Raw genomic sequence first — 21,929 nt, 5'->3', positions numbered from 1 at the left:
CTCCAGACGCTGAAGAAGGAAACAGAAACAATGGGTTCCACCGCAGTTGCAGATATCCGCAACGAGTCCTACCGGGAGTACACCGGCCGCATTGAAGATACCTACATCGAGGGCTATGACCCAGTCTCCCTCGGTGCGCCACACGCCTCGCTGTCTCACACCAAGACGTGGGTGGCCATGGGCCTGCTTCTGTCCTCCCTCTTCGGCGTTGGTTTGGCCGTGTGGGGCGCAGGCGCAATGGCCTTCGGTTTCGGCTCCCAGACCCACGACTTGGCTCAGCGCCTGCTCATCTTGGGTGTCGCTGAAGCCGTCATCACCGGCGTGGCCGGCGGCGTCCTGATCGCAATGGGCCGCAAGGACTACAAGGAGTACCGTAAGCGCACCGGACGTCGAAACTAGACCGGCAGCTGGCGCACCGCGCCCGTGCAACATGCCCCCTCCATCTGCGGAGGGGGCATTTTTCGTGCCCGTGTCGGAGCGCCTGCTTTAATCATGGGCATGAGCCAGCAGCATGCGATGATGCCCACTCCGACCAACGAGGCGGAGCGGCGCCGCGTTTTGCGGAACCACAAGATCGCCGTGACGAGCCTGCTGGCCTTGATGGCGGTGATTTTTATCGCGTGCTCCTGGGCCCAGTCCCGGGGCAATGACGCAGCGTGGATCGGCTACGTTCGCGCCGCCGCGGAGGCTGGCATGGTGGGCGGGCTGGCGGACTGGTTCGCGGTCACCGCGCTCTTCCGGTATCCCATGGGCATCCCCATCCCGCACACCGCCATCATTCCGAACAAGAAGGACCAGGTCGCCGGGGTGCTCAGCGAATTCGTGAGCGAGAACTTTCTCAACGCGCGCACCATCACCGACAAGGTGATGGGCGCGGGCATCCCGGAGCGGGTGGGCAGGTGGTTGGCGCAGCCGGAGAACGCGGCGCGCGTGAGCGAGGAAGCTGGCACATTCACGGTCCGGATGGTGCAGGGGATCGACCCGGCCGGGGCGGAGGCGTTCATTCGCACCCAGCTTGTGGACAGGCTGGCGGAGCCGATCTGGGCGCCGCCGCTGGGCAGGGTGCTGGAGGGTCTCATCGCCGACGGCAAGGTGGACCCGGTGGTGGACGATATTGTGGCCTGGGGCCGCCGGAAGGTCGATGGCATGGAGGCAACCGTTGTCACCATGATCGATGAGCGGATGCCGCGGTGGGCGCCCCGGTTTGCGAAGGAGCTGGTGGGCCAGCGCGTTTACGACGAGATGGTCGCGTTCATGGAGGACGTGGACACGGACAAGAACCACGAGGCCCGCCGCGCCATCCGCCGCCAAATGCACCAGTTCGCCCACGACCTCCAATTCGACGGTGACATGATCTCGCGTGTGGAGGCGCTCAAAGCGGACGTTATGGGTTCCGCCGCTGTCAGCTCGGCCGCGGGCGGGATTTGGGAGCAGCTCTCTGAGTCAATCGTGTCCCAGGCGTCCGATGCGGAAAGCGCGCTGCGCCGGAAGACGGCCGCGTCTGCGCGCGAGTGGGGCCAGAAGCTTGTGGACGACCCTTCGGTGCGCGCCGACGCCGAGCGTGCCCTGGAAAAGGTCACGCACTTCGCTGCGGAGAACGGCGCGGACCAGATTGTGGGCATCATCGCGGAGACCATCGAGCGCTGGGACGGGGAGGAGGCGGCAGACAAGATCGAGCTCATGGTGGGCAAGGACCTGCAGTTCATCCGACTGAACGGCACGATCGTCGGTGCGCTCGCCGGGTTAGCTATTTACACTGTGTCGCAACTGCTTTTTTACTAACGCAAGGAGTGCACCATGACTGACCAGACCTCTGACAACACGAACGGCAAGGACAACGAGATTCGTTCCAGCCTCCGCGAGGCCGGGGACGCGCTGCTCGCGGCGGGTTCCTCCATCGGCGCCGCGTTCAGCAAGGCCACCGGCGAGCTGTCGGACAAGTTCAAGATGGCCACCGAGGAAGCGCGACAGAACCTCAGCTCCGCCTCGACCGAGGGTGAAGTCCGCGGCGCGGCCACGAACTTCGCGGACGAGGCGGAGAAGCTGTTCAACAGCTTCCGCGAGCGCGACGTCCAGTTCACCGACGACGTGAAAGCGAAGCTGCGCGGCACCATCAACGACGCACGAGCGACGTTCAACGAGCGTCTGGAAAACACGCAGACCGACGGCATCGAGGGCACGGTCGAAGACCTGCGTTCTCGCTTCGACGGCCTGGTCGGGCGGATCCAGGACCAGTTTACGGGTGGGAAATCGGACGACGATATCATCGACGGCGAGATCATCGACGACGCCGATGCCGGCAAAGACAACGGTGAGACCGTGAATGTCGAGGACCTGAAGTAGGAGTTATGGATACCGCCACCGTCAGCCAAATTCACCAGATCATGTCGATTCCCTCGCGCGTGGGCATAGTGCTCATGCTGGCGGTGGGCATTGCGGGCATCGTTGGGGCTGTGATGGCAGGCGCCACCCGCGCCGACGCGTTTGACGCGGCGAACCGCCAGTCCAAGGGTGCCTGGGTGGGCATCCTCGTTCTGGCGGCCCTCGCGTGCCTGCTGCGCTTCCCGTTCATCGCCTGGTTCGGTGCGGTGGCGATTGGTATTTACTTCTTCGACGTGCGCCCGCAGATTAAGCGCATTGTGGGCGGCAGCTACGACTGGTAGCTCGGCTGCCCGTCCTGCTGGAGCTGCTCGGTTTGCTGCAGTTGCTCCAGCTCCGAGAACTTGATGTCGCTGCCGGCGACGCTGACCCGGAGGCCACCGGGGATGACCGTGAAGTCCTCCACGTTCATCCCGCCGGTGGCCTCTTGCGCGACGCCCTCGGACATGGCGGAGCTAATGGCCTGGGCGACGTCGTCGGGAAGCGCGAAGCCGAACAGTTCGGTGCTGCGCGCCTGGAACGTCAGCTGGCCGTCCTGCATCACCGGCTGCAGCTCGATACCGGCCGCACCGGAGGTGAACACGATGGTGAATGTGCCGGCATCGGCGTTCGACACCACGTCGGAGACGGTGATCACGTCGGCCAGGAAGCTGTCTCCCATTTGCTCCTTGAGCTGCTGGTTCAGCATGGCGCGGACAAAATCGTTGGGCAGCTCGGTGGTCAGGTGCAGGGATTCCGCCACCGGGTCGCCGTCGTTGAGCTGGACGTTGTCCATATCCACCACGGCGGCCGGGGTGCCGGAAAAGTGATCGCCGTCGATTACCAGGTCGGATTGCTGGTCCACCGTCATGTGGGGAAATTTTCCGCCCAAGAGGCCAAGGGTCACCGGACTCGCGCCGAAGGAGACCGAAGTGCCCTCCGGCGCCTCGGAGGTGACTTGCTTCGCCACAAAGGTGCGGATGCCCACTTCCGCTACGGCGAACAGCAGCAGGACCGCCGCAACGATTGAGAGGGTTACTTTCCACGCGGTTTTCATGCAGGCCAGTTTACGAAGCGGGGGCGATTGCCCGCCAGTCCACAGTGACGGTGTTGTCCTGCAGCCGGCGGCGCTGGGGTGCGATTGGCCAGTGAGCGGCGAGGTCCTCCAAGGCGTGGCGCCACCGCACGCGGGGCCCGTGCGGGGCCCAGCCGCTTGCACGGTCCCAGGCGGCGTCGGCATCGGTGAGGAACTGGTGGATGGACTCGCCGGGCACGTTGCGGTGGATCAGGACCTTGGGCAGGCGTTCCGCCACATCGGAGGGTTTGGCCGTGTGGTGCGGGTCCCAGCTCAGGGTGAGGGTTTGGGGGCCGGAGGCGTCGATAAGCAGCCAAGCGCAGCGTCTGCCCAGCTCGTCACAGGTGCCCTCGATGAAGAGGCCGCCGCTGGCTAGGCGCGAGCGGACGGTGTCCCAGACATCGGGGACCTGGTCGACGTCGTACTGGCGCAGCACATTGAACGCGCGCACGAGGTGCGGGCGGTAACCGGCGAGCTCGAAACCACCGAGCTCGAAGCGCACGCCGTCGCGGGGCGGGAGCACGCGCGCTGGGTCAATTTCTAGGCCCACGACCTCGACGCCGGGGCGGATCTGGCGCAACCACCCGGCCCACTCGACGGTGGTGGTGTGTGACGCGCCGTAGCCCACGTCGACCGCCAGCGGCGAGTCGGCGGCGCGCAACAAGGACTGGACCCGCGGGTGATAGCGGGTCCAGCGGTCTGACCTGCGGAGTCGGTTCACGCCGGTGGTGCCGCGGGTGATCACCCCGTACGGCTTGCCGGCGGAGGCCGAGGCGCGCAGGTTGTGGTAGTGGGGAATTAGAGGTTCTCGCTAATCCACTGATCGGTGAGCTTCGCCTCGTTTTCCACGATCTCTTCGAGCGCGTCAGCTACCTTCGGCTCGAGCGCGGCGCCCATGAACGGGATGTTCACCTTGGCCTCGAGCTCGTAGTTCAGCGTGGTGTTGTCGCCGTCGCGGGTGGCGGTGTACTCCGCGCCCAGGTCCACGGGGGTGCCCTTCACGTCGCCGGTCATGGTGTGCTCGGCGGTGTCGCCCTGAAGTGCGCCGACGTTCACCACGCGCTTGAGCTTGAGGTCCTGGGACACCATCGCCTGGGCGGCCTCGGGGAGGATGGACTTGGGCAGGATCTCAAACAGGGTCGCGGTGCTGTCCGCGAACTCGTGGAGCTCACCGGGCTCCGGAGAGAGCTTTTCCGCGATAAACTCCCAGTACTCGCGGGTACCGTAGGCCTGCGCGACCTTCTCGATCGGCTGGTTGATGGTCACAGTGATCTCACTACGTGCAGTCATGGGGCACAGACTACCGTTGACGGGGTGATTGCCCCATCATTCGCCTCCCTGACCACGCTGCGCGTCGGCGGTACCCCGGCCGCGGTTTACGAGTGCACGACCGCAGAGCAGCTCGTCGAGACCGTGGCCGAACTAGACCGCAGCGGCACGCCCCTGCTGGTTGTCGGTGGCGGCTCCAACCTCGTCGTCGCGGACGGCGAGCTCGACCTCGCCGCGGTGCTCGTGCGCAACGATGGCGTGACGCTTGACGACGACCTCCGGCTCCGCGTCCAAGCCGGCACCGAATGGGACGCGGTGGTGTCCTACGCCGTCGACCGCGGGCTGGGCGGCATCGAGGCGCTGTCCGGCATCCCCGGCTCCGCGGGCGCGACACCGGTGCAAAACGTGGGCGCGTACGGGTCCGAGATCGCCGACGTGCTCACGCGGGTGCGGTTGTGGAACCGGCAGACCGGGGTGGACGAGTGGGTTCCCGCCGAGGCCTTGGACCTGGCGTACCGCTACTCCAACCTGAAGTTCACTGCCCGCGCGGTCGTGCTGGAAATTGAGCTGCAGCTGCACGACACCGACGTATCCATCCCGCTGCGTCACCTGGGCGGCCAGCGCGTCCCGCTCGCCCAGGCGCGGGAATCCGTGTTGGAGACCCGCCGGGCGAAGGGCATGGTCTTGGACGGCGCAGACCACGACACGTGGTCCGCCGGCTCCTTCTTCACCAACCCCGTGGTGCCGTCCGCGGTGGCCGACGCCATCGAGTCGCAGGTGGGGGAGGCAGCAATGCCGCGCTTTGCCGCCGGCGACGGCAAGGAAAAACTCTCAGCGGCGTGGCTCATCGAGCGCGCGGGTTGCCACCGCGGCTTTCCCGGTGAGGACGCCCCGGCGCGCCTGTCCACCAAGCACACCCTCGCGTTGACGAACCGCGGCGGGGCCCGTGCCGCCGACATCGTCGACCTTGCCCGCCGCGTGCAGGCGCAGGTGCGCGAGGCGTTCGGGGTGGAGCTGCGCCCCGAGCCGGTCTGGGTCGGGTTCTAGCCCGCTGCGGCCGCGGCGGGCCCGCAAATGGTGAAAACCGCATGGTGAGAACGCGAAAATTTGGCCGGATTCACCATTTCGTTCTCACCATTTGAGGGGCGGATGGTCGCCGCGGGGCCTTAGCGCTCGGCGAGCTTTGCCAGCAGGTCGTCGCGGACCTCGCGGCGGCGGATCTTGCCCATCGGGTCCTTCGCCAGCTCGTCGAAGTGGTAGAAGGTGCGAGGCACTTTGTAGCGGGTCAGCCGCTCGCGGGCGAAGTCCTTCAGGCCGTCGGGGTCGAGGGCGGAGCCGTCGTTAAGCACGATGCACGCAACGACATCCTCCGAGCCGTCCTCGCGCGGGCGGCCCACGACGGCGACGTCGGCGACGTCCGGGTGGGTGCGAATGACGTCCTCCACCTCGGCTGGGTACACGTTGAAGCCGCCGGTGATGATGAGCTCCTTGATGCGCGAGACGAGCTTAATAAAGCCGTCTTCCTCCATGATGCCCATGTCACCGGTGCGGAACCAGCCGTCGTGGAAGACTTTCTCGGTGGCTTTGGGGTTGTTGAAGTAGCCGGAGAAGACCTGCGGGCCCTTGGCCAGGATCTCGCCCGCTTCGCCGAACGGCATGTCCTCGTCGGGGTTGTCGGGGTTCACGATGCGGATTTGAGTGTCCGGGAACGGAATGCCGATGTAGCCGGGGCGACGGTCGGCGGATTCGGGGTTGCCCACGATGATGGGCGAGGTCTCGGTGAGACCGTAGCCTTCCACGAGGTGTCCGCCGGTGGCGCGCTCCCAGGCCTCGATCACGCTGGCAGGCAGCGAGGAGGCGCCGGAGAAGCCGATCCTCACGTCGGAGAGGTCCACGCGCTTTTTCTCGGCTGTTTGCACGATGCGCTCGAAGACGGTTGGCACGCCGGGCACGAAGGTCGGCGGGGTCACGCGGATTGCTTTCATGATCAGGTCCATCTTGGGGGCCGGCAGCAGCACGAGCTCGGAACCGATGAGCATGGTCAGCGTCAGGGAGAAGGTCAGGCCGTAGGCATGGAAAAACGGCAGCGTGGCCAGCATGCGCTGGTTGCCCTCCTGCAGCTCCTTTACCCATGCTCGGCCCTGCAGCGTGTTGGCAATGAGGTTGCGGTGGGACAAGGCGGCGCCCTTGGGGGTGCCGGTGGTGCCGGAGGTGTAGAGGATCACGGCGGGGGAATCCGTGGTGACGCCTTCCGGGGCGCGCAGGTCTGCGCCCAGCCCGCCGATGGCGGAGCTGATCAACGATTCCCACGGCACGGTGTGCAGCGAGGTGTTCTTGCTGGTGGCGGTGAGCGCCGAGCGGGCTTCCATGATCTTCGGCAGCGGGATGCGCAGGGCCGCCTGTTGCGTGCGCGGCATGGCCTTGGTCATGTTCACGCTCACCACCGTCTCCAGCGCGGTGTCGGCGCGCAGCTGCTCCAGCGTGTCGGCGGCCTTGTCCCACGCGATGGCCACGCGCGCGCCGTGGTCCAAGAACTGGGGGCGCAGCTCGTGCGCGGTGTAGAGCGGGTTGTGCTCCACCACCACGCCGCCGATGAGCTGCACGGCGAAGAAGGCCGCCACGTGCTGGGGGCAGTTGGGCAGCATGATGGCCACGCGGTCTCCGGGGCGCACGCCGAAGGCTTTCAGGCCGGCGGCGGCCCGGCGCACCTCTCGGTCGAGCTCACCGAACGTCTGGGTGCGCCCGAAAAAGCGGGTGGCAATGCGTGAGATGTTCTTGGACAGGTTGTTCAGGTAGAGATCGCGCAAGGTGTGATCCCCGTACTCCAGTGAGTGGGTGGTCCACTCCGGGTAGTACTGCAACCAGGGCTTTTCTTCGTTGACGTTGGATGGGGTGAGAGCCATGCGCAACAGCTTACGCCCATATCGCCCGTGAACCTACGGTTACGTAAGCAGAGCGAGCAAAGTGTCGCGCACCTCGCGCCGGCGGATCTTCCCGGTCTGGTCGCGCTGCAGCTGCTCAAAGTGGTAGAAATCGCGCGGCACTTTGTAGCGGGTCAGACGCTCCCGCGCGTACGCCTTGAGCCCTACGGGGTCCAGGGCGGAGCCGTCGGTAAGCGTGACGCAAGCAACGACATCCTCGGAGCCGTCCGCGCGCGGGCGCCCGACCACCGCGACGTCCTCGATGTCCGGGTGGCTGCGCAGTATCGCTTCCACCTCATCGGGGTAGACGTTGAAGCCGCCGGTGATGATCATCTCCTTGATGCGCGCGACCAGTCGGATCCAGCCGTCCGCCTCCATGACGGCCATGTCGCCGGTGCGGAACCAGTCGTCGTGGAACGCGCGCTCGTTTGCCTCGGGGTTACCCAGGTAACCCGAGAAGACCTGCGGGCCGCGGGCGAGCAGCTCGCCGGGCTCGCCGTCGGGCATAGTCCGCGCGGGGTTGTCGGGGTCCGCGATGCGGATTTCCGTGTTGGGGAAGGGTAGACCGATGTAACCGGGGCGGCGTGTGCCGTCGAGAGGGTTGCCGGCCAGGATCGGCGAGGTCTCGGTGAGCCCGTAGCCCTCGATGAGGCGCCCGCCGGTTGCGGTTTCCCAGCGCTCGATGGTTTCCGCCGGCAGGGTGGAGGCGCCAGAGATGGAGGTGTGGATCGACGATAAGTCCGCCTTGGTCTTTAGCGCCCACTCGATGATGGCGTGGTACAGCGTGGGCACGCCCGGCAGCACCGTCGGCCGGGTTTTCGTGATCGCGGCCTGGTACAGCTTTGGCTTCGGGGCCGGGACGAGGACCATCTGAGCACCGATGGTCAGCGGCATCGCGTAGTTCAACGCTAAGCCGTAGATGTGGAACATGGGCAGCAGGCCGAGGACCTTCTCGCGCACCGCGCCCCAGTTTTCCAACCACTCCATGCCCGCGGCGAGCACCGCGACGATGTTGCCGTGCGTCAGCGGGGCGCCCTTGGGCCTTCCAGAGGTGCCGGAGGTGTACAGGATGAACGCCGGGGTGTCCTGTGTGACGCGCGGAAAGTGCACCGTACGCGGGTGCTGCCGCATGAATTTGCGCCACGGGAGCGTGCTGGGCGCGGGCCGGGACAGCTCGGCGCGCATTTTCTTCACCTGGGGCAGCGGCAGCGCGAGCGCCGCGCGCAGGCGCAGCGGGACCTCCTCGAGCATGTTCACGGCGACCACGGTCTCCAGCGGTGTGCATGTGCTTATGGACGTAAACGTCTCCCCCACCCTGTCCAGGACAATCGCTACCCGCGCCCCGTGGTCGTTGAACTGCGGTTCGAGCTCGGCTGCGGTGTAGAGCGGGTTGTGCTCCACCACGGTGGCCCCGAGGCGCAGAATGGCGGTGACCGCCACGACGTGCTGCGGGCAGTTCGGCAGCGCCACGGCAACACGGTCGCCCGGGCCCACGCCCAGCTTGGTCAGCGCTGCGGCCGCGCGCCCGACTTGCTCGTTGAGCTGGCCGTACGTGAGCGTCTTGCCCATGAACCAGGTGGCGGTGCTGTTGGGCTGCGTGGCCACGGCCTGGTTGAACAGGCTCACCAGCGTCTCGGTGCCGGTGTCTGGGTTGGGGTCTGTCCACGGTGCGTAGTGGCCGATCCAGGCTCGGTTTTCATATGCTCCCACTGGGTTCCTCCGATGGTGTGCGGCGGGCCGAAGAATGTGGCGGCAAGTCTAACCTACGGTTGCGTAAGTTGTGGACGAGGCATTCGCGCTGCGCGCCGTGCAGGGGTGCTCTAGGCTGTGCGGCGGAACATCAACGGGGGATTTTCTGGGGGATTTGATGACGACCTTTTTCGAGCCGTCCGGCGCAACACGAGAGTCCGGGAGGGCGCCTGAGCTCGAGCTCACGCCGCCCGCGGTGCTGGACCAATCCAATCTGGTGGACCCAGTGAAGTCGCCGCCGAAACAGGGCTGGCGCAAACTCGTGCACACCGCCACGCGCGGGCGCATTAACCCTGGCGGCTCCAGGCGGGAGCTGGAAGAGCAGCAGCTTTTCGACGCCATCCGGGCGCCCCTGCGCGGCGACTACCGCATCGCGGTGATGAGCCTGAAAGGCGGCGTGGGCAAAACCACCACCACGGTCGCGCTCGGCGGCGTGTTCGCGCAGACCCGCGGCGACCGCGTCATCGCCATCGACGCCAACCCGGACTTGGGCACCCTCGCCCAGCGCGCCGCCACCGCCCCGCCGGCGACCATTCGCGACCTCCTGTGCGCGCCGGGCACGGACCGCTACCCGCAGGTGCGCGCCTACACCAACCAGGCGCTGTCGCGGCTGGAGGTCATCGGCTCTGAACGCGACCCGGCGGTGAGCGAGGCGTTTTCTGAAAGCGACTACCGCCGGGCCATCGACATCTTGCAGCACCACTACAACGTGATTCTCACCGACTGCGGCACGGGGCTCATGCACTCCGCCATGGCAGGGGTGCTCGACCTGGCTAACACGCTCGTCCTCGTCACTTCGCCTGCCCTCGACGGCGCCCAGTCGGCCTCCGCCACCCTGGACTGGCTCAACCTCCACGGCTACGACCAGCTGGCCGCCAACGCCGTGGTGGTGGTCTCTGCTGGCGCGCCGGGCAAACCGACGATTGACATAGCGAAGGTCACCGACCACTTCGCCTCCCGCACCCGCGCTGTCCACGCGATCCCGTACGACCGCCACCTGGCGGAGGGGGCGGTGGTGGACCTGGAGCGCATCGCGCCCGCCACGTTGAAGGCCTACCAGCACCTTGCGGCGACGGTCGCGGCGGACTTCGGCTCCTGGCACCGGCACGCCGCGCACTGACGTGCACTGACGCGCACGAACGCGCATAATCGCGGCGCGCTACTCTTGCCCGCATGCGCGTCGCCATGATCTCCATGCACACCTCCCCGCTGGAACAGCCGGGGATTGGCGACGCGGGCGGCATGAACGTTTACGTCCACAACACCGCGGCCCAGCTCGCGCGCAAGGGCGTGCAGGTGGACGTGTTCACGCGCGCTACCCGCCCCAGCCAGGGCGAGGTGGTGGAGGTCGCGCCCGGCTACCGGGTGATCAATATCGTGGCCGGGCCGTACGAGGGGCTGGAAAAAGGCGATCTGCCCACCCAGCTCGCCGCGTTCTCCGGCGGAGTGGTGCAGTTTGTCCGCGCGAACGGGCTCTCCTACGACCTGATCCACTCCCACTACTGGCTCTCCGGCCAGGTGGGGTGGCTGCTGGCGGATCTTGCCAGCATTCCGCTGGTGCACACGGGGCACACCTGGGCCGCGGTGAAGAACGCGTCCGGCGCGGATTCCCCCGAGTCTGAGGCGCGCCGGATCTGCGAGCAGCAGTTGGTGGACAACGCCGAGGTACTGGTGGTCAACACCCCGGAAGAAACGAGCGAGCTCGCGCGCTTTTACGACGTGGATCCGGCGAAAATTTCCGTTGTCAGCCCCGGCGCGGACACGGAGTTGTTCACCCCGGGCACGAACCGCAACACGGAGCTGGCACGCCGCCACCTGGGCATTCCCCTGCACGCGAAGGTGGTGGCCTTCGTTGGGCGGCTGCAGGATTTCAAGGGGCCGCAGGTGCTCATCCGCGCGATGGGTGAGGTGGTGCGGCGGGGCAACGTCGGCGGCCCGCTGCGGGTCATGCTCTGCGGCGGGGCCAGCGGCGCAGGCTCCTCCGTCGAGCGGTACCGGGAGCTCGCCGCCGAGGAAGGGATCGGGGGCTGCACGCGTTTCCTCGGGCCTAGGCCCCCGGAGGAACTGGTCAGCATCTACCAGGCGGCGGACATCGTCGCTGTGCCCAGCTACAACGAGAGCTTCGGCCTCGTCGCCGTGGAAGCCCAGGCCGCGGGCACGCCGGTGATCGCCGCGCGGGCGGGCGGCCTGCCGCTCGCTGTCGCGGACGGCGAGACCGGCGTGCTCGTTCAGGGCCACAGCACCGAGGCGTGGGCGGCCGCGTTGGAACAGATGCTTATCGACGACCCCGCGCGCGTCTGCATGGGCGAACAGGCCGTCGCCCACGCGCGGGCGTTTAGCTGGTCCGCGTCGGCGGAAAAATTGCTGGAGGTCTACGCCGACACGCTGGATGGGTATGTCCCTGGTGTGGCCACCCGGAACGCCGGCGGGATGTAGCCCCGTATTCCCGTCCGAGCGCCGCATCCGTGGCATGCTTGGGGCCATGGGTAACGGAAAGTTGATCCTCGTTCGCCACGGGCAGAGCGAGTGGAATAAGTCGAACCAGTTCACCGGCTGGGTGGACGTGGACCTCACCGAGCAGGGCGAGGCCGAGGCGGTCAACGCCGGCAAGCTGCTCGTCGAAAAGCAGGTCCTGCCGGACGTGCTGTTTACCTCGTTGCTGCGCCGCGCCATCCGCACCGCGAACATCGCGCTCGACGCGGCGGACCGCCACTGGATCCCGGTGGAGCGCAACTGGCGCCTTAACGAGCGCCACTACGGCAAGCTGCAGGGGCTGAACAAGGCGGAGATCCGCGAGGAGTTCGGCGAGGAGCAGTTCATGGAGTGGCGCCGCTCCTACGACACCCCGCCGCCGGAGATCGACACGGACAACCAGTACGCGCAGACCCACGACCCGCGCTACGCATTCCTGCCGGAGGTGCCGCGCACCGAGTGCCTGAAGGACGTCGTCGAGCGCTTCTTGCCGTACTACATCGACGTCATCGCCCCGCAGGCGATGGCGGGCAAGAACGTCATGATCGCCGCGCACGGCAACTCGCTGCGCGCGCTGGTGAAGTACCTGGACAACATCTCCGACGAGGACATCGCCGGCCTGAACATCCCCACCGGCATGCCGCTGGTCTACGAGATCGATGCCGACGGCTCGGTGCTCAACCCCGGTGGCACCTATCTGGACCCGGAGGCCGCCGAGGCCGGCGCCGCCGCGGTGGCGAACCAGGGCCAGAAGTAGGGATCTGCGGGAAGCCTCGAAGGACACGTGACACCGATACTCGCTTTTCTCATCGGTGCCGTGCTGACGGTGCCCGCTGTGCTGCTCGGCCAGCGGGCGCTGCGCTGGCGCGCCCGCAACCGGGCGGATAACGGCGGAGAGGACACCACGGTCAACACGGTGAGCCAGGTGCTGCACTTGGTCACGCAGGGCTCGCCGACCGGCATCGCGGTGATCAACCGCGCGGGAAACGTGGTGCTGTCAAACGCTCGTGCCCACGACATGTCGCTGGTGCACGACGGCAGTGTCAACCCCCGCGTGCTCGAGGTCGCGGCCCAGGTCTTCGCGGACCAGGAAGAGCACGTGCTCGACTTGGATCTGCCGCAGCGCACCACCGGCAGCCGCATCCGCAACGTGCGCGCGCTGGTGGCCCCGCTGACGCTGACGGACAATTCCTACGCCATCGTCTACGGCTCCGACGAGTCTGAGAACGTGCGCATGGAAAGCGCCAGACGTGACTTCGTGGCTAACGTTTCCCACGAGCTGAAAACACCGGTTGGCGGCATTTCCCTGCTGGCGGAGGCGATGCTGCAAGATCCCACCGACCCGGAGATGGTGGAGTACTTCGGCACCAAGCTGCACAAAGAGGCCCAGCGGATGGGGGAGATGATCACGGACCTCATCTCCCTGTCCAAGCTGCAAGGCGCGGAAGCACTGCCGGACATGGCGCCGGTGCGGGTGGACGACATCGTTGACGACGCGGTGGGCCGCAACCTGGTCACCGCCGAAAACCGTGGCATCGAGTTGACCCGCGGGCAACGCACGGGCTTGCGCGTGATGGGGGATAAGGCCCTGCTCACCGTCGCGGTGTCCAACTTGATCGCCAACGCCGTCAACTACTCCCCAAGCGGGCAGCCGGTCAGCGTGACGCAGAAGCTGGTGCGCGACAACGTCGTGCTGATTCGGGTCACGGACCGCGGCATCGGTATCGCCCCGGAGGACCAAAAGCGCGTGTTTGAGCGCTTTTACCGCGTTGATAAGGCCCGTTCGCGCTCCACGGGCGGTACGGGCCTGGGTTTGGCCATCGTGAAGCATGTGGTGGCAAACCATGGCGGTAGCATTACGTTGTGGTCCAGGCCGGGAACGGGATCCACGTTCACTATCGAGCTGCCCGTGTATGACCCGGAGGCCTCCAGCAGAACAGAAAGGGAAGAGTGAAGTGACGGCCATTCTTATCGTTGAAGACGAGGAGTCCCTGTCCGACCCCCTGGCTTACCTGCTGCGCAAGGAGGGCTTCGAGGCGGTTGTGGCCGCCGACGGCCAAGCGGGTCTGGACCTGTTCGCGTCCGAGGACATCGACCTCGTGCTGCTGGACCTCATGCTGCCCGGCATGAGCGGCACCGAGGTGTGTAAAAAGCTGCGCGCAGTATCGTCCGTGCCCATCATCATGGTCACCGCCCGCGACAGCGAGATTGACAAGGTCGTGGGCCTAGAGCTGGGCGCGGACGACTACGTCACCAAGCCCTATTCCACCCGCGAGCTGGTCGCCCGTATCCGCGCGGTACTGCGCCGCGGACCCGAAACTGAGGTGGTCGAGGAGGTAGACGACCAGCTGCTGCAGGGCGGCCGCGTGACCATGGACGTGGAGCGCCACACGGTGCTTGTGGACGGCCAGCCGGTGCCCATGCCGCTCAAAGAGTTCGACCTGCTGGAGTACCTCATGCGCAATGCTGGCCGGGTGCTTACCCGCGGCCAGCTCATCGACAGGATCTGGGGCGCAGACTACGTCGGCGACACCAAAACCTTAGACGTGCACGTCAAGCGCCTGCGCACGAAGATCGAGGCGCAGCCGTCGCGCCCCACCCAGCTGGTCACCGTCCGCGGGCTGGGCTACAAGTTCGAGGCGTAACCGCGCCTACTTGTGCGCGGCCTTGGTTGCCGGGTGGACGGCCCGAAGGTCGTCGTCAAGCGTCGCCCGCTTTTCGCAGTGCTTGGCGACGATCGCGTACGGCTTTTCCCCGATCAGGGCGATGAGCTCGTCTTTCATGGACTGCCAGATGGGCGTGCCGCCGGTGTGACAGGCAGGCGCTGAGGTGCACCACCAGTCGAAGTCCTCACCGCCGCCGCCCCACTGGCGCCGGTGGTACTCGCCGATGGTGGTGCGCAGGATCTCCTGGCCGTCGGTGCGCTCCTCCCACGCGTCCTCGCGTGAGAACGGAACCTGCCAGCACACTTCCGGCTTTGTGCCCACGATGTTGCGCCCCTCCGCCATGGCGAACTGGTGGAATGCGCAGCCTGCGCCGGTGGGGTGGCCGGGCCGGTTGGCAAAGATGCAGGCGCCGTCTACGACCTTGGTCTTGATGTGGGGGCCGGCGTCTTCATCCTCGGTGTCCGGATCGAGCGCGTCTTCCTCCTCGTCCCACTCCAGCCACGGCTCAAGCCACGTTGGGTCGTTCGCCGCGAAGTAGGCGTCCGTTTCCGCCGGGCGCAGCTGCCAGTATTTCGCCGGCATGTCCTTGACTGCGTTATAGACAGTGTCGCGGTCCTCCTCGTCCGCAATGTATGCGCCGTGGATGCAGCAGCCGACGGACGGGTTGGACTCGTCGATGCCGTGGCACTCCGGGGTGCCAAAGCGGCACGACCAGGTGGCCTCCGCCCAAGTGAGGTCGATGGAGAAGATGTGGTTCGGGTCGTCCGGGTGGACAAACTCGAACCATTCGCGGGGAAAGTCGGGGCGGGTCTCATGGCCGGCGAGGATGGAACGGCCTGCGGGCGAGTCCGCAGGGAAGCCGAGAAAAACGGGTTTCGGGGCTGGTTGATTCACACCTGGACACGGTAGACCCGTTACCCTGTGGTGGTGCGATTAGGTGTATTAGACGTCGGCTCCAACACGATCCATCTCGTGGCGGTCGATGCGTACAGTGGCGGCCGCCCGACCCCGATGAGCGACTGGAAGCAGCCGCTGCGGCTGGTTGAGCTGCTGGACAAGAAGGGCAACATCGAGGACAAGGGCGTGGACAAGCTCGTCGACGCTGTCCAGGAGGCCTCCGACCTCGCGGCCAACCTCAAGTGCGAGGAGCTGCTCGCCTTCGCCACCTCCGCGGTGCGTTCAGCGACCAACTCCGACGAGGTGCTCAAGCGCGTGGAGAAGAAGACCGGCGTGAAGCTGAACATCCTCTCCGGAGAAGAAGAGGCGCAGTTGACCTTCCTCGCCGCGCGCCGCTGGCATGGCTGGTCCGCCGGGCGCATCACCAACTTCGACATCGGCGGCGGCTCGCTGGAAATCTCCACCGGCACCGAGGAGATGCCGGACTTGGCGGTCTCGCTCGACCTGGGCGCTGGCCGCCTCACGCACGAATGGTTCGACACCGACCCGCCGGAGCGCAAGAAGATCAATATGCTGCGCGACTACATCGACGCTGAGCTGGCCGGCCCCGCCGAACAGTTCAAGGCGCTTGGGGAGGCCGGCCTAGCCGTGGGCACCTCGAAGACGTTCCGCTCGCTGGCTCGCCTGACCGGGGCCGCGCCGTCATCGGCCGGTCCGTTTGTCCAGCGCACGCTCACCGCCCCGGGCCTGCGACAGCTCATCGCGTTCATCTCCCGCATGACGGCCGCGGACCGAGCGGAGCTCGAGGGCATCAACGCTGACCGCTCGCATCAGATTGTCGCAGGTGCGCTGGTGGCTGAAGCCGCGATGCGGGCGCTGAATGTTGATAAGTTAGAGATCTGTCCGTGGGCGCTGCGCGAGGGCGTCATCTTGAAACGCATTGACCAGGGTGCCCTGGAAGCCCACACCAAAGCCGATAAAGGAGACGACAACTGATGGCCGACAAACAGCTCACTGTCGCCGAACTCCTCGCACGCGCTGAAAACGGTAACTCGGACTCCAACCGTCGCCCGCGCCGCCGCCGCAGCCTGGAAGATGGCGGCGTCTCCGTCGCGGAACTGACGGACTCCTTCAAGAAGGTCGACGTCAAGCCGGCCGAGGTGAAGCACTCCAGCGTGCCTATCGACGCACCTTCGGACACCCCCGCACCGGCCGAAGCCGAGGCGTCGGAGGAGAAGCCCGCCAAGGAACCGGCCGCACACACACCGGCTGACAAGGAACCAGCGCCGTCCCCGAAGCCCCAGCCCTCCAACGAGGAGACGACGGTGCTGCGGAAGGTCACGGCAGAGCCCGCCACCAAGCCGGCGCCCGCACAGCCGGACGACACCAGCGAGATCCGCGCCGTGCAGGCACCCGAGCCGCAGGCCAAGGAGGCTGAGGTTGAACGGGTCGAGCGGGGCGACAGGACCGAGCCCGCTGAGGAGGAGGCCGACGAGCTCGAACCGGTCGAGTCCACCGAAGTGGAAGATGCCTCGGTGAACCCGATCCTTCTGGTGCTGTTCGTGTTCGCCGGCGTCCTGCTCGGTGTGCTGGGCTTCCTGGCCTTCTCCTGGCTGTGGGCGAACACGGCCACGATCGTGGCGGCGCTGCTGGGTATCGCGGCAGTCGCAGCCGCGGTCGCCGCCGTCGGCGCGATGGCTACGGGCCGCGACAAGCTGACCATGGTGTTCGCTGGCCTGGCAGCGGCTGTCATGGCGTTCGGCCCGGCGCTGCTGTAGGCGCGGTATGGAACGCATTGCCGTTATCGGGGCAGGCAACATCGGCGAGGCGCTGATCTCTGGGCTGGTGGCCTCCGGCGTCGACCCGGCCGCCATCACGGCCACCAACCGGTCGCAGGAGCGGAGCGCCGAGCTCGCCGAGCGCTACGGCGTGCGCACGACCGCCGATAACCGGGAAGCCGTCCGCGACGCGGACGTTGCCCTGCTGTGCGTGAAGCCTGGGCAGGTGCTCGACGTGATCGCGGACGTGGGCGAGGAGCTCATCAACTCAGGCTCGTCCACCGTGCTCGTGTCGCTGGCCGCCGGTATCACCCTCGCCGCTATGGACGGTGCTGTCTCCGCCGCAGGCACCCCGATCGTGCGGGTGATGCCGAATACGCCCATGGTGGTGGGCAAAGGTGTCCTAGCCGTCGCGTGTGGGCGGTTTGTGGACGGGAACCAGCGAAGCAACGTCGTCAAGCTACTGTCCGCCGCGGGGCAGGTTGTCGAAGTGAGCGAATCGCAGATGGACGCGGTGACCGCTATCTCCGGCTCCGGGCCGGCGTACTTCTTCCTGGTGGCCGAGGCGCTCACCGACGCAGGTGTGTCCCTTGGTCTCCCGCGCGACTTGGCCGAGCAGCTGGCGTGCGCAACCGCTGCAGGAGCGGGCGCGATGCTGGACGGCGGTGACAGCCCGGTGCGGCTGCGTGCGAACGTGTCCTCGCCCGCGGGCACGACTGTCCGCGCGATCCGGGAGCTAGAGGAGTCGGGGTTGCGTGGCGCGTTCTACCGGGCGACGGAAATCTGCGCGAGGCGCTCGGAGGAACTGGGGAAGGCGTGACCCCAACTTTCACAAGTGTTTCTGTATGTGTACTGCGAGCACATTGAAAAATTTCCAGCACATAAGTCGCACTTGGCGCTGAATTCACGTTAGTGTGGTGCAAGCACGTGCGTGTTCGTCCTGCGGGAGGGGAAGCCTGCAGCGCGTTTGCGTGCCGAGAGGTATGAATTCAGTGGTTAATGAAGATAAAGGAAAGTTTCTGACGGTCGCCGAGGTCGCCGAGATCATGCGCGTTTCCAAGATGACCGTCTACCGCCTCGTTCACTCCGGAGAGCTGCCCGCCGTGCGCGTGGGCCGCTCATTCCGCGTGAACGAAACGGCAGTGAGCGAGTACCTGGAGTCCTCCGTCTACGACGTGGGATAGTCCCTCCGGGCCCGTTCGCAGGATCTATCGCCCGCCCGCCGCCGCCAGTTTCAGGCGGGGCGGGCTTTTCGTTTTTTGGCCCTGAACTGCCCTGCCGGTATGCTTTGCATGTTCAGGTCGGCCACTTTCAGTGGGAGTGTGCACCTTCCACGAGCTGCGGAAGCGGTTGCGCCGGCCGCGTACGTACGTACTCACACGCAGAAAAGAGGTAACCCCATGGGTTCAGTGATTAAGAAGCGCCGCAAGCGCATGTCCAAGAAGAAGCACCGCAAGATGCTGCGCCGCACCCGTGTGCAGCGCCGTAAGCTCGGCAAGTAAGCCGTGTGTCGCCCGCCTCCATTTACGGAGGCGGGCTTTGTGCTGTCTTGTCCCGGCCCCGCAAAGCGATTCGGTGGCAGCGGAGGCTGACGCGTTGCTGAACAATCTGGGCGCGGAAGGGCTTCGCCGGCCTGATGCTCTAACCGGCTTACACCCAACCAGACGGTCAGGAACCAGGGCCTGGACACGCGCAGGGGGGGCGCTGCCTTTGGCTACGTATTATGGCCGTATGACTCAGGACGCGTTGGAACCCGTTTCGGAGCTGCCTCGTGGCGAGTTTGCTTTCCCGGGCCCGCTTCGGGACGTTCTTGTCCAAGCAATCTTGGACGGCACTAAAACCGCGACGGCATCGTTGCTGATTGAATATCCCAAGGACTACCAGTTCGACGAGGAAGTGGGCTCTCTCGAGGCCGTTCTTGACTCACATGACAACGTGGTGTGCATCATCCGTACGACCGACATGCAGGTTCGTCGGCTGGCGGACGTGGGTTGTGAAGTCTCGAGACATCGTTCCTACGGTGTCTCGAGATTTTTTGTTTTTGGTGTGCCCCGAGGTGGGGTGATTTCGTTATCTTTTTGGTTGTAGTAGATCTTTTCGTCGGTAAGTGTGTAGGTGGCGATTTGTGCCCCACTGCTGATGAGTTTGATGTCGACGTGGTTGTCGACGCAGATCATGGTGATCGGTTCTCCGCCCCATCTGCGGCCGATGTAGAGGCGGCGTAGCTTGCCGCGCCACCGCAGTGTTGTTTTGCCGTTTGCGCCGACTTTGTCGGTGCGCAGCCGGAAGTCGTTGCTGTTTTGGGCAGAGTTTGGTTTGGCTTTGGGCAGTGCGTTGTAGGCCTCTGCTGGGGTGATGCGATCGAGTGCTCGGTGTGGTCGTTTGTGGTTGTAGTACTCGATGATGTCGTCGAGTTGGGTGTTGAGCTCGTTGATGCTGGTGGCGGGCGGTTTGTGGGCGAGTGCGATCTTGAGTGTTTGGTGAGAGCGTTCGACTTTGCCTTGGGTTTGTGGGTGGTATGGTTTGCCGTTTTTCTGGGTGATGCCCAGGTCGACGAGGAGTTGCTCGAAGCCATTGCGTGAGGGGTTTGTCGGGTCTGCGCTGGTTCTGAAGGCTCGTCCGTTGTCTGTGAGCGTGGACTGTGGGTAGCCGTGGGTCTCAGCTGCGGTGGTGAAGCTTGCGATGACGTTTCCAACGGTGGCGCAGGGGTATGCGCGGCAGGAGATGATGAAGCGGGAGTGGTCATCGAGGATGGTGAGGATCACGACGCGTTTGTGTGCGGCGATGGTCCAGTCGCTGTAGTCCATCTGCCAGGTTTCGTTGGGCTGGCCGGCCTGGAATCGTATCCATGAGCTGCGTGGACGCTTTTGTGGTTGAGGGGTGACGTGACCGTTGTTGGCGAGTACTCGGTGGATGGTTGATGCTGCTGGAGGCGGATCGATGCCTTCTTGTTGAAGGTGCCAGCGGATGGTGTTGGCGCCGGCATCGGTGCCTCGGTTGGTGAGTTCTTCGCGCAGTTCGAGGATGCGGTCGGCGACGCTTTGATCGAGTGTTCTCGGGTTGGTGTGGGGTCGTTTGGAGCGTGGTTCGAGTGCCTCGTATCCGCCTTTTCGGTGGCGTTGTTGCAGTGTTCGGATCCAGCGGGTGGTCACGCCGAAATGCTCTGCGGCTTCGGCTTGAGTCATGCCCGTGACTTCCATGGTTTCGATGATGATTTTCGGCGCTGGTTTTTCTGCTTTCTTCATCGATTAAGCATGGCGGAACGATGTCTCGACACATCTGTTTTCACTTGCTTGAGGCACTTCCGGCGCGGTGCTTGCCCACCGGAACGATCTCATGAGACATCCTCGCAGGACACACCGGAACGATCTCATGAGACATGCGGAACGATGTCGCCGAACCAGACACTGGCGGACGTGGGTGACGAGCATGCCATCGCCGAGGGCGAGGGCTACGCCGATGCCAGCGAATGGCGAATTGGGCATGAACGGTATTGGCGGTCACCGGAATTCGTGGAGTACATCGGAGAGCTCGATATCAACGATGACACTCAAGTGGTGTGCCAACGCTTTACCGTTGATGGGCACTACCCGACCCGGCCATTGGAGCCGTGGCCCAGCACCCATCGCTAAGCCGTATAACCCGTAGGGGCGGGAAGCTCAACAGAATCGTCCATGGTGAGTCCGCACCTGTCGCTTGCTCAACAAACGCCACAGAGAGAAGGCACCCGCGACACCTAACGCCGGCAGGGTAGACAAGCGAACGGCACGCCGCACGGGGCGGTAGTCGCGGATGTCCCAATCTTGCGCTTTGGCGTGCTTGCGCAGGGCCCGGTCTGGGTTGATCGCCACCGGGGAGCCCACCATCTCCAGCATGGGGAGGTCGTTGATGCTGTCGGAATACGCCGTGCACTGGGACAGGTCCAGCTGCTGGAGCGCGGCCAAGGCGGCCACGGCGTGCTTCTTGCCCGGGCCGTGCAGGATGTCGCCGACGAGGCGGCCGGTGAACTTGCCGTCATCTTCCTCGGCCACCGTGCCCAACGCGCCGGTGAATCCCAGCGTTTCCGCGAGCGCTTGGCCGATCTGCACCGGGGTGGCGGACACCAGCCACACCTGCTGGCCGGCGGCCAGGTGCATGGAGGCCAGCTCGATGGTGTCGGCGTACGACTTCTGCAGCATGCGACTGTCCACGATCTCCCGGCAGGCCTCCTTGAGCTCCGCCACGCTCTTGCCCTTCACCACCGCCAGCGCCTGCTCGCGGCCCTCGGCGATATCACCGGCGTTTTCGGAGCCGGAGACGCGGTAGCGGATCTGCTTCCATAGGGCAGGGGCGAGCTCGGAAAGCGAGATGAAGCGCTTTCGGAACAACCCCTGGGCCAGCAGGATCAGCGAGGACCCCTGGATCAGGGTGTTGTCCACGTCGAAGAAGGCGGCCGCTTCGGTGTCTTGGGGGACCTCTGGGTCAGGCGGGGTGATCTTGTGGCGCCCGGCGGTTTCGAACGCCCCGCCGACGGAATCCACCCCGAGCGCGAAATCGTCGATGTCAATGCCGAAGGTCTCTTCTACCGCGGCGGCTGCGGCGGCGCGGCCGGCGGCGCGCTGCGCGGCGTCGTCAAGCGGAGGCAGCACGCGGTCCTCGAGGAAACGCCGCAGGTTGCCCTGCGACTGGGACCACTGCGCGAGCAGTTCGCGCTGATCAGACATGAGGCAAAAGGCCCTTTCGGGTGGGGGTGTTAGCGTGTGCA

At 65.7% G+C, this 21,929-nt stretch carries 25 protein-coding genes; 17 read left to right on the top strand and 8 right to left on the bottom strand.

Annotation, left to right across the window (positions count from 1 at the left end; genetic code table 11):
• Positions 1-30: 30 nt before the first annotated feature.
• The 4 genes from HF989_RS04300 (at position 31) to HF989_RS04285 (ending at position 2,663) form a co-directional block, all read left to right on the top strand.
• Positions 31-399 carry a hypothetical protein gene (locus tag HF989_RS04300; protein WP_168684198.1) on the top strand — a complete coding sequence of 123 codons (369 nt, stop codon included), beginning with the start codon at positions 31-33 and terminating at the stop codon, positions 397-399.
• 99 nt (positions 400-498) lie between these two features.
• On the top strand, positions 499-1,782 hold the full coding sequence (locus HF989_RS04295; protein ID WP_425482980.1) for a DUF445 domain-containing protein: 1,284 nt from the start codon (positions 499-501) through the stop codon (positions 1,780-1,782).
• A gap of 15 nt (positions 1,783-1,797) precedes the next feature.
• Positions 1,798-2,343: a CGLAU_01105 family protein gene (locus HF989_RS04290; protein WP_168684194.1), complete on the top strand. Its 546-nt coding sequence runs from the start codon at positions 1,798-1,800 to the stop codon at positions 2,341-2,343.
• Positions 2,344-2,384: 41 nt separating this feature from the next.
• Positions 2,385-2,663, top strand: coding sequence for a DUF2516 family protein (locus HF989_RS04285; RefSeq protein ID WP_210729008.1), 279 nt, complete (start codon positions 2,385-2,387; stop codon positions 2,661-2,663).
• Here HF989_RS04285 and HF989_RS04280 read toward each other — a convergent pair.
• The 3 genes from HF989_RS04280 to HF989_RS04270 are packed head-to-tail and all read right to left on the bottom strand — an operon-like array spanning position 2,651 to position 4,723.
• A complete protein-coding gene (locus HF989_RS04280) occupies positions 2,651-3,415 on the bottom strand; it encodes an LmeA family phospholipid-binding protein (RefSeq protein WP_168684192.1) in 765 nt (254 codons plus the stop codon). The two genes, HF989_RS04285 and HF989_RS04280, sit on opposite strands and share 13 nt — an antisense overlap.
• Before the next feature lie 10 nt (positions 3,416-3,425).
• The gene (locus tag HF989_RS04275; RefSeq protein ID WP_343033541.1) at positions 3,426-4,178 is read right to left on the bottom strand and encodes a class I SAM-dependent methyltransferase; all 753 of its coding nucleotides are present in this window, start codon (positions 4,176-4,178) and stop codon (positions 3,426-3,428) included.
• Positions 4,179-4,231: 53 nt separating this feature from the next.
• Positions 4,232-4,723, bottom strand: coding sequence for a DUF2505 domain-containing protein (locus HF989_RS04270; RefSeq protein WP_168684190.1), 492 nt, complete (start codon positions 4,721-4,723; stop codon positions 4,232-4,234).
• A 24-nt stretch (positions 4,724-4,747) separates the two neighbouring features.
• Here HF989_RS04270 and HF989_RS04265 point away from each other — a divergent pair, with 24 nt between their 5' ends.
• Positions 4,748-5,749 carry a UDP-N-acetylmuramate dehydrogenase gene (locus HF989_RS04265; RefSeq protein WP_168684188.1) on the top strand — a complete coding sequence of 334 codons (1,002 nt, stop codon included), beginning with the start codon at positions 4,748-4,750 and terminating at the stop codon, positions 5,747-5,749.
• Positions 5,750-5,868: 119 nt separating this feature from the next.
• On the opposite strand, the gene HF989_RS04260 is transcribed toward HF989_RS04265, so the two are convergent.
• Together HF989_RS04260 and HF989_RS04255 are read right to left on the bottom strand one after the other, a co-directional pair.
• The gene (locus tag HF989_RS04260; RefSeq protein ID WP_168684187.1) at positions 5,869-7,605 is read right to left on the bottom strand and encodes a long-chain-fatty-acid--CoA ligase; all 1,737 of its coding nucleotides are present in this window, start codon (positions 7,603-7,605) and stop codon (positions 5,869-5,871) included.
• A gap of 39 nt (positions 7,606-7,644) precedes the next feature.
• Positions 7,645-9,333 carry a long-chain-fatty-acid--CoA ligase gene (locus HF989_RS04255; protein WP_168684186.1) on the bottom strand — a complete coding sequence of 563 codons (1,689 nt, stop codon included), beginning with the start codon at positions 9,331-9,333 and terminating at the stop codon, positions 7,645-7,647.
• Between the two features lie 157 nt (positions 9,334-9,490).
• Between HF989_RS04255 and HF989_RS04250 the strand changes: the two genes are divergently transcribed.
• From HF989_RS04250 to HF989_RS04230, 5 genes are read left to right on the top strand one after another with little or no spacing between them, the layout of a single operon-like run.
• Complete coding sequence (locus tag HF989_RS04250; protein WP_168684185.1) at positions 9,491-10,492, top strand: MinD/ParA family ATP-binding protein; 1,002 nt, start codon at positions 9,491-9,493, stop codon at positions 10,490-10,492.
• Between the two features lie 53 nt (positions 10,493-10,545).
• A complete protein-coding gene (mshA, locus tag HF989_RS04245; protein ID WP_168684184.1) occupies positions 10,546-11,808 on the top strand; it encodes a D-inositol-3-phosphate glycosyltransferase in 1,263 nt (420 codons plus the stop codon).
• A gap of 46 nt (positions 11,809-11,854) precedes the next feature.
• The gene (locus HF989_RS04240; RefSeq protein WP_168684183.1) at positions 11,855-12,601 is read left to right on the top strand and encodes a phosphoglyceromutase; all 747 of its coding nucleotides are present in this window, start codon (positions 11,855-11,857) and stop codon (positions 12,599-12,601) included.
• Between the two features lie 27 nt (positions 12,602-12,628).
• Positions 12,629-13,798: an ATP-binding protein gene (locus tag HF989_RS04235; RefSeq protein ID WP_168684182.1), complete on the top strand. Its 1,170-nt coding sequence runs from the start codon at positions 12,629-12,631 to the stop codon at positions 13,796-13,798.
• A 1-nt stretch (position 13,799) separates the two neighbouring features.
• Positions 13,800-14,489, top strand: a complete 690-nt coding sequence (locus tag HF989_RS04230) for a response regulator (RefSeq protein ID WP_168684181.1) — start codon at positions 13,800-13,802, stop codon at positions 14,487-14,489.
• A gap of 6 nt (positions 14,490-14,495) precedes the next feature.
• On the opposite strand, the gene HF989_RS04225 is transcribed toward HF989_RS04230, so the two are convergent.
• Positions 14,496-15,404 (bottom strand): DUF3109 family protein, encoded by a 909-nt coding sequence (locus HF989_RS04225; protein WP_168684179.1) that lies wholly within the window; start codon positions 15,402-15,404, stop codon positions 14,496-14,498.
• A gap of 33 nt (positions 15,405-15,437) precedes the next feature.
• Between HF989_RS04225 and HF989_RS04220 the strand changes: the two genes are divergently transcribed.
• From HF989_RS04220 to HF989_RS10890, 6 genes are all read left to right on the top strand, one after another.
• Positions 15,438-16,403 carry a Ppx/GppA family phosphatase gene (locus HF989_RS04220; protein ID WP_038613617.1) on the top strand — a complete coding sequence of 322 codons (966 nt, stop codon included), beginning with the start codon at positions 15,438-15,440 and terminating at the stop codon, positions 16,401-16,403.
• Positions 16,403-17,185: a hypothetical protein gene (locus tag HF989_RS04215; protein ID WP_246233789.1), complete on the top strand. Its 783-nt coding sequence runs from the start codon at positions 16,403-16,405 to the stop codon at positions 17,183-17,185. Before HF989_RS04220 ends, HF989_RS04215 begins: the two co-directional genes overlap by 1 nt.
• A gap of 7 nt (positions 17,186-17,192) precedes the next feature.
• On the top strand, positions 17,193-18,005 hold the full coding sequence (gene proC / locus HF989_RS04210; protein WP_168684177.1) for a pyrroline-5-carboxylate reductase: 813 nt from the start codon (positions 17,193-17,195) through the stop codon (positions 18,003-18,005).
• A gap of 172 nt (positions 18,006-18,177) precedes the next feature.
• A complete protein-coding gene (locus HF989_RS04205; RefSeq protein ID WP_034997092.1) occupies positions 18,178-18,369 on the top strand; it encodes a helix-turn-helix domain-containing protein in 192 nt (63 codons plus the stop codon).
• A gap of 216 nt (positions 18,370-18,585) precedes the next feature.
• On the top strand, positions 18,586-18,687 hold the full coding sequence (locus tag HF989_RS04200; protein WP_003855542.1) for a 30S ribosomal protein bS22: 102 nt from the start codon (positions 18,586-18,588) through the stop codon (positions 18,685-18,687).
• A 229-nt stretch (positions 18,688-18,916) separates the two neighbouring features.
• Complete coding sequence (locus HF989_RS10890; RefSeq protein WP_343033539.1) at positions 18,917-19,273, top strand: ASCH domain-containing protein; 357 nt, start codon at positions 18,917-18,919, stop codon at positions 19,271-19,273.
• Here the strand turns inward: HF989_RS10890 and HF989_RS04195 are convergent.
• Entirely contained in the window at positions 19,201-20,430 is a 1,230-nt protein-coding gene (locus tag HF989_RS04195; protein ID WP_168684175.1) for an IS481 family transposase, read from the bottom strand. The two genes, HF989_RS10890 and HF989_RS04195, sit on opposite strands and share 73 nt — an antisense overlap.
• A gap of 171 nt (positions 20,431-20,601) precedes the next feature.
• Between HF989_RS04195 and HF989_RS04190 the strand changes: the two genes are divergently transcribed.
• Positions 20,602-20,817: an ASCH domain-containing protein gene (locus HF989_RS04190; RefSeq protein WP_246233788.1), complete on the top strand. Its 216-nt coding sequence runs from the start codon at positions 20,602-20,604 to the stop codon at positions 20,815-20,817.
• Positions 20,818-20,844: 27 nt separating this feature from the next.
• Here HF989_RS04190 and HF989_RS04185 read toward each other — a convergent pair whose 3' ends face one another.
• A complete protein-coding gene (locus HF989_RS04185) occupies positions 20,845-21,888 on the bottom strand; it encodes an HAD family hydrolase (protein ID WP_168684173.1) in 1,044 nt (347 codons plus the stop codon).
• Positions 21,889-21,929 lie beyond the last annotated feature (41 nt).

This window comes from Corynebacterium mucifaciens, assembly GCF_012396315.1.
Lineage (GTDB): Bacteria > Actinomycetota > Actinomycetes > Mycobacteriales > Mycobacteriaceae > Corynebacterium > Corynebacterium mucifaciens.
The sequence above is the reverse complement of the archived record's forward strand: the minus strand, read 5'-3'. Positions and strand labels throughout refer to the sequence as shown.

Excerpts from the sequence above, each read along its gene's own strand:
- HF989_RS04215 (WP_246233789.1), top strand. The coding sequence starts at position 16,403 with ATGGCCGACAAACAGCTCACTGTCGCCGAACTCCTCGCACGCGCTGAA.
- HF989_RS04240 (WP_168684183.1), top strand. The coding sequence starts at position 11,855 with ATGGGTAACGGAAAGTTGATCCTCGTTCGCCACGGGCAGAGCGAGTGG.
- HF989_RS04285 (WP_210729008.1), top strand. The coding sequence starts at position 2,385 with ATGTCGATTCCCTCGCGCGTGGGCATAGTGCTCATGCTGGCGGTGGGC.
- mshA (WP_168684184.1), top strand. The coding sequence starts at position 10,546 with ATGCGCGTCGCCATGATCTCCATGCACACCTCCCCGCTGGAACAGCCG.
- HF989_RS04185 (WP_168684173.1), bottom strand. The coding sequence starts at position 21,888 with ATGTCTGATCAGCGCGAACTGCTCGCGCAGTGGTCCCAGTCGCAGGGC.
- HF989_RS04260 (WP_168684187.1), bottom strand. The coding sequence starts at position 7,605 with ATGGCTCTCACCCCATCCAACGTCAACGAAGAAAAGCCCTGGTTGCAG.
- HF989_RS04300 (WP_168684198.1), top strand. The coding sequence starts at position 31 with ATGGGTTCCACCGCAGTTGCAGATATCCGCAACGAGTCCTACCGGGAG.
- HF989_RS10890 (WP_343033539.1), top strand. The coding sequence starts at position 18,917 with ATGACTCAGGACGCGTTGGAACCCGTTTCGGAGCTGCCTCGTGGCGAG.
- HF989_RS04250 (WP_168684185.1), top strand. The coding sequence starts at position 9,491 with ATGACGACCTTTTTCGAGCCGTCCGGCGCAACACGAGAGTCCGGGAGG.
- proC (WP_168684177.1), top strand. The coding sequence starts at position 17,193 with ATGGAACGCATTGCCGTTATCGGGGCAGGCAACATCGGCGAGGCGCTG.
- HF989_RS04295 (WP_425482980.1), top strand. The coding sequence starts at position 499 with ATGAGCCAGCAGCATGCGATGATGCCCACTCCGACCAACGAGGCGGAG.
- HF989_RS04290 (WP_168684194.1), top strand. The coding sequence starts at position 1,798 with ATGACTGACCAGACCTCTGACAACACGAACGGCAAGGACAACGAGATT.
- HF989_RS04200 (WP_003855542.1), top strand. The coding sequence starts at position 18,586 with ATGGGTTCAGTGATTAAGAAGCGCCGCAAGCGCATGTCCAAGAAGAAG.
- HF989_RS04195 (WP_168684175.1), bottom strand. The coding sequence starts at position 20,430 with ATGAAGAAAGCAGAAAAACCAGCGCCGAAAATCATCATCGAAACCATG.
- HF989_RS04270 (WP_168684190.1), bottom strand. The coding sequence starts at position 4,723 with ATGACTGCACGTAGTGAGATCACTGTGACCATCAACCAGCCGATCGAG.
- HF989_RS04280 (WP_168684192.1), bottom strand. The coding sequence starts at position 3,415 with ATGAAAACCGCGTGGAAAGTAACCCTCTCAATCGTTGCGGCGGTCCTG.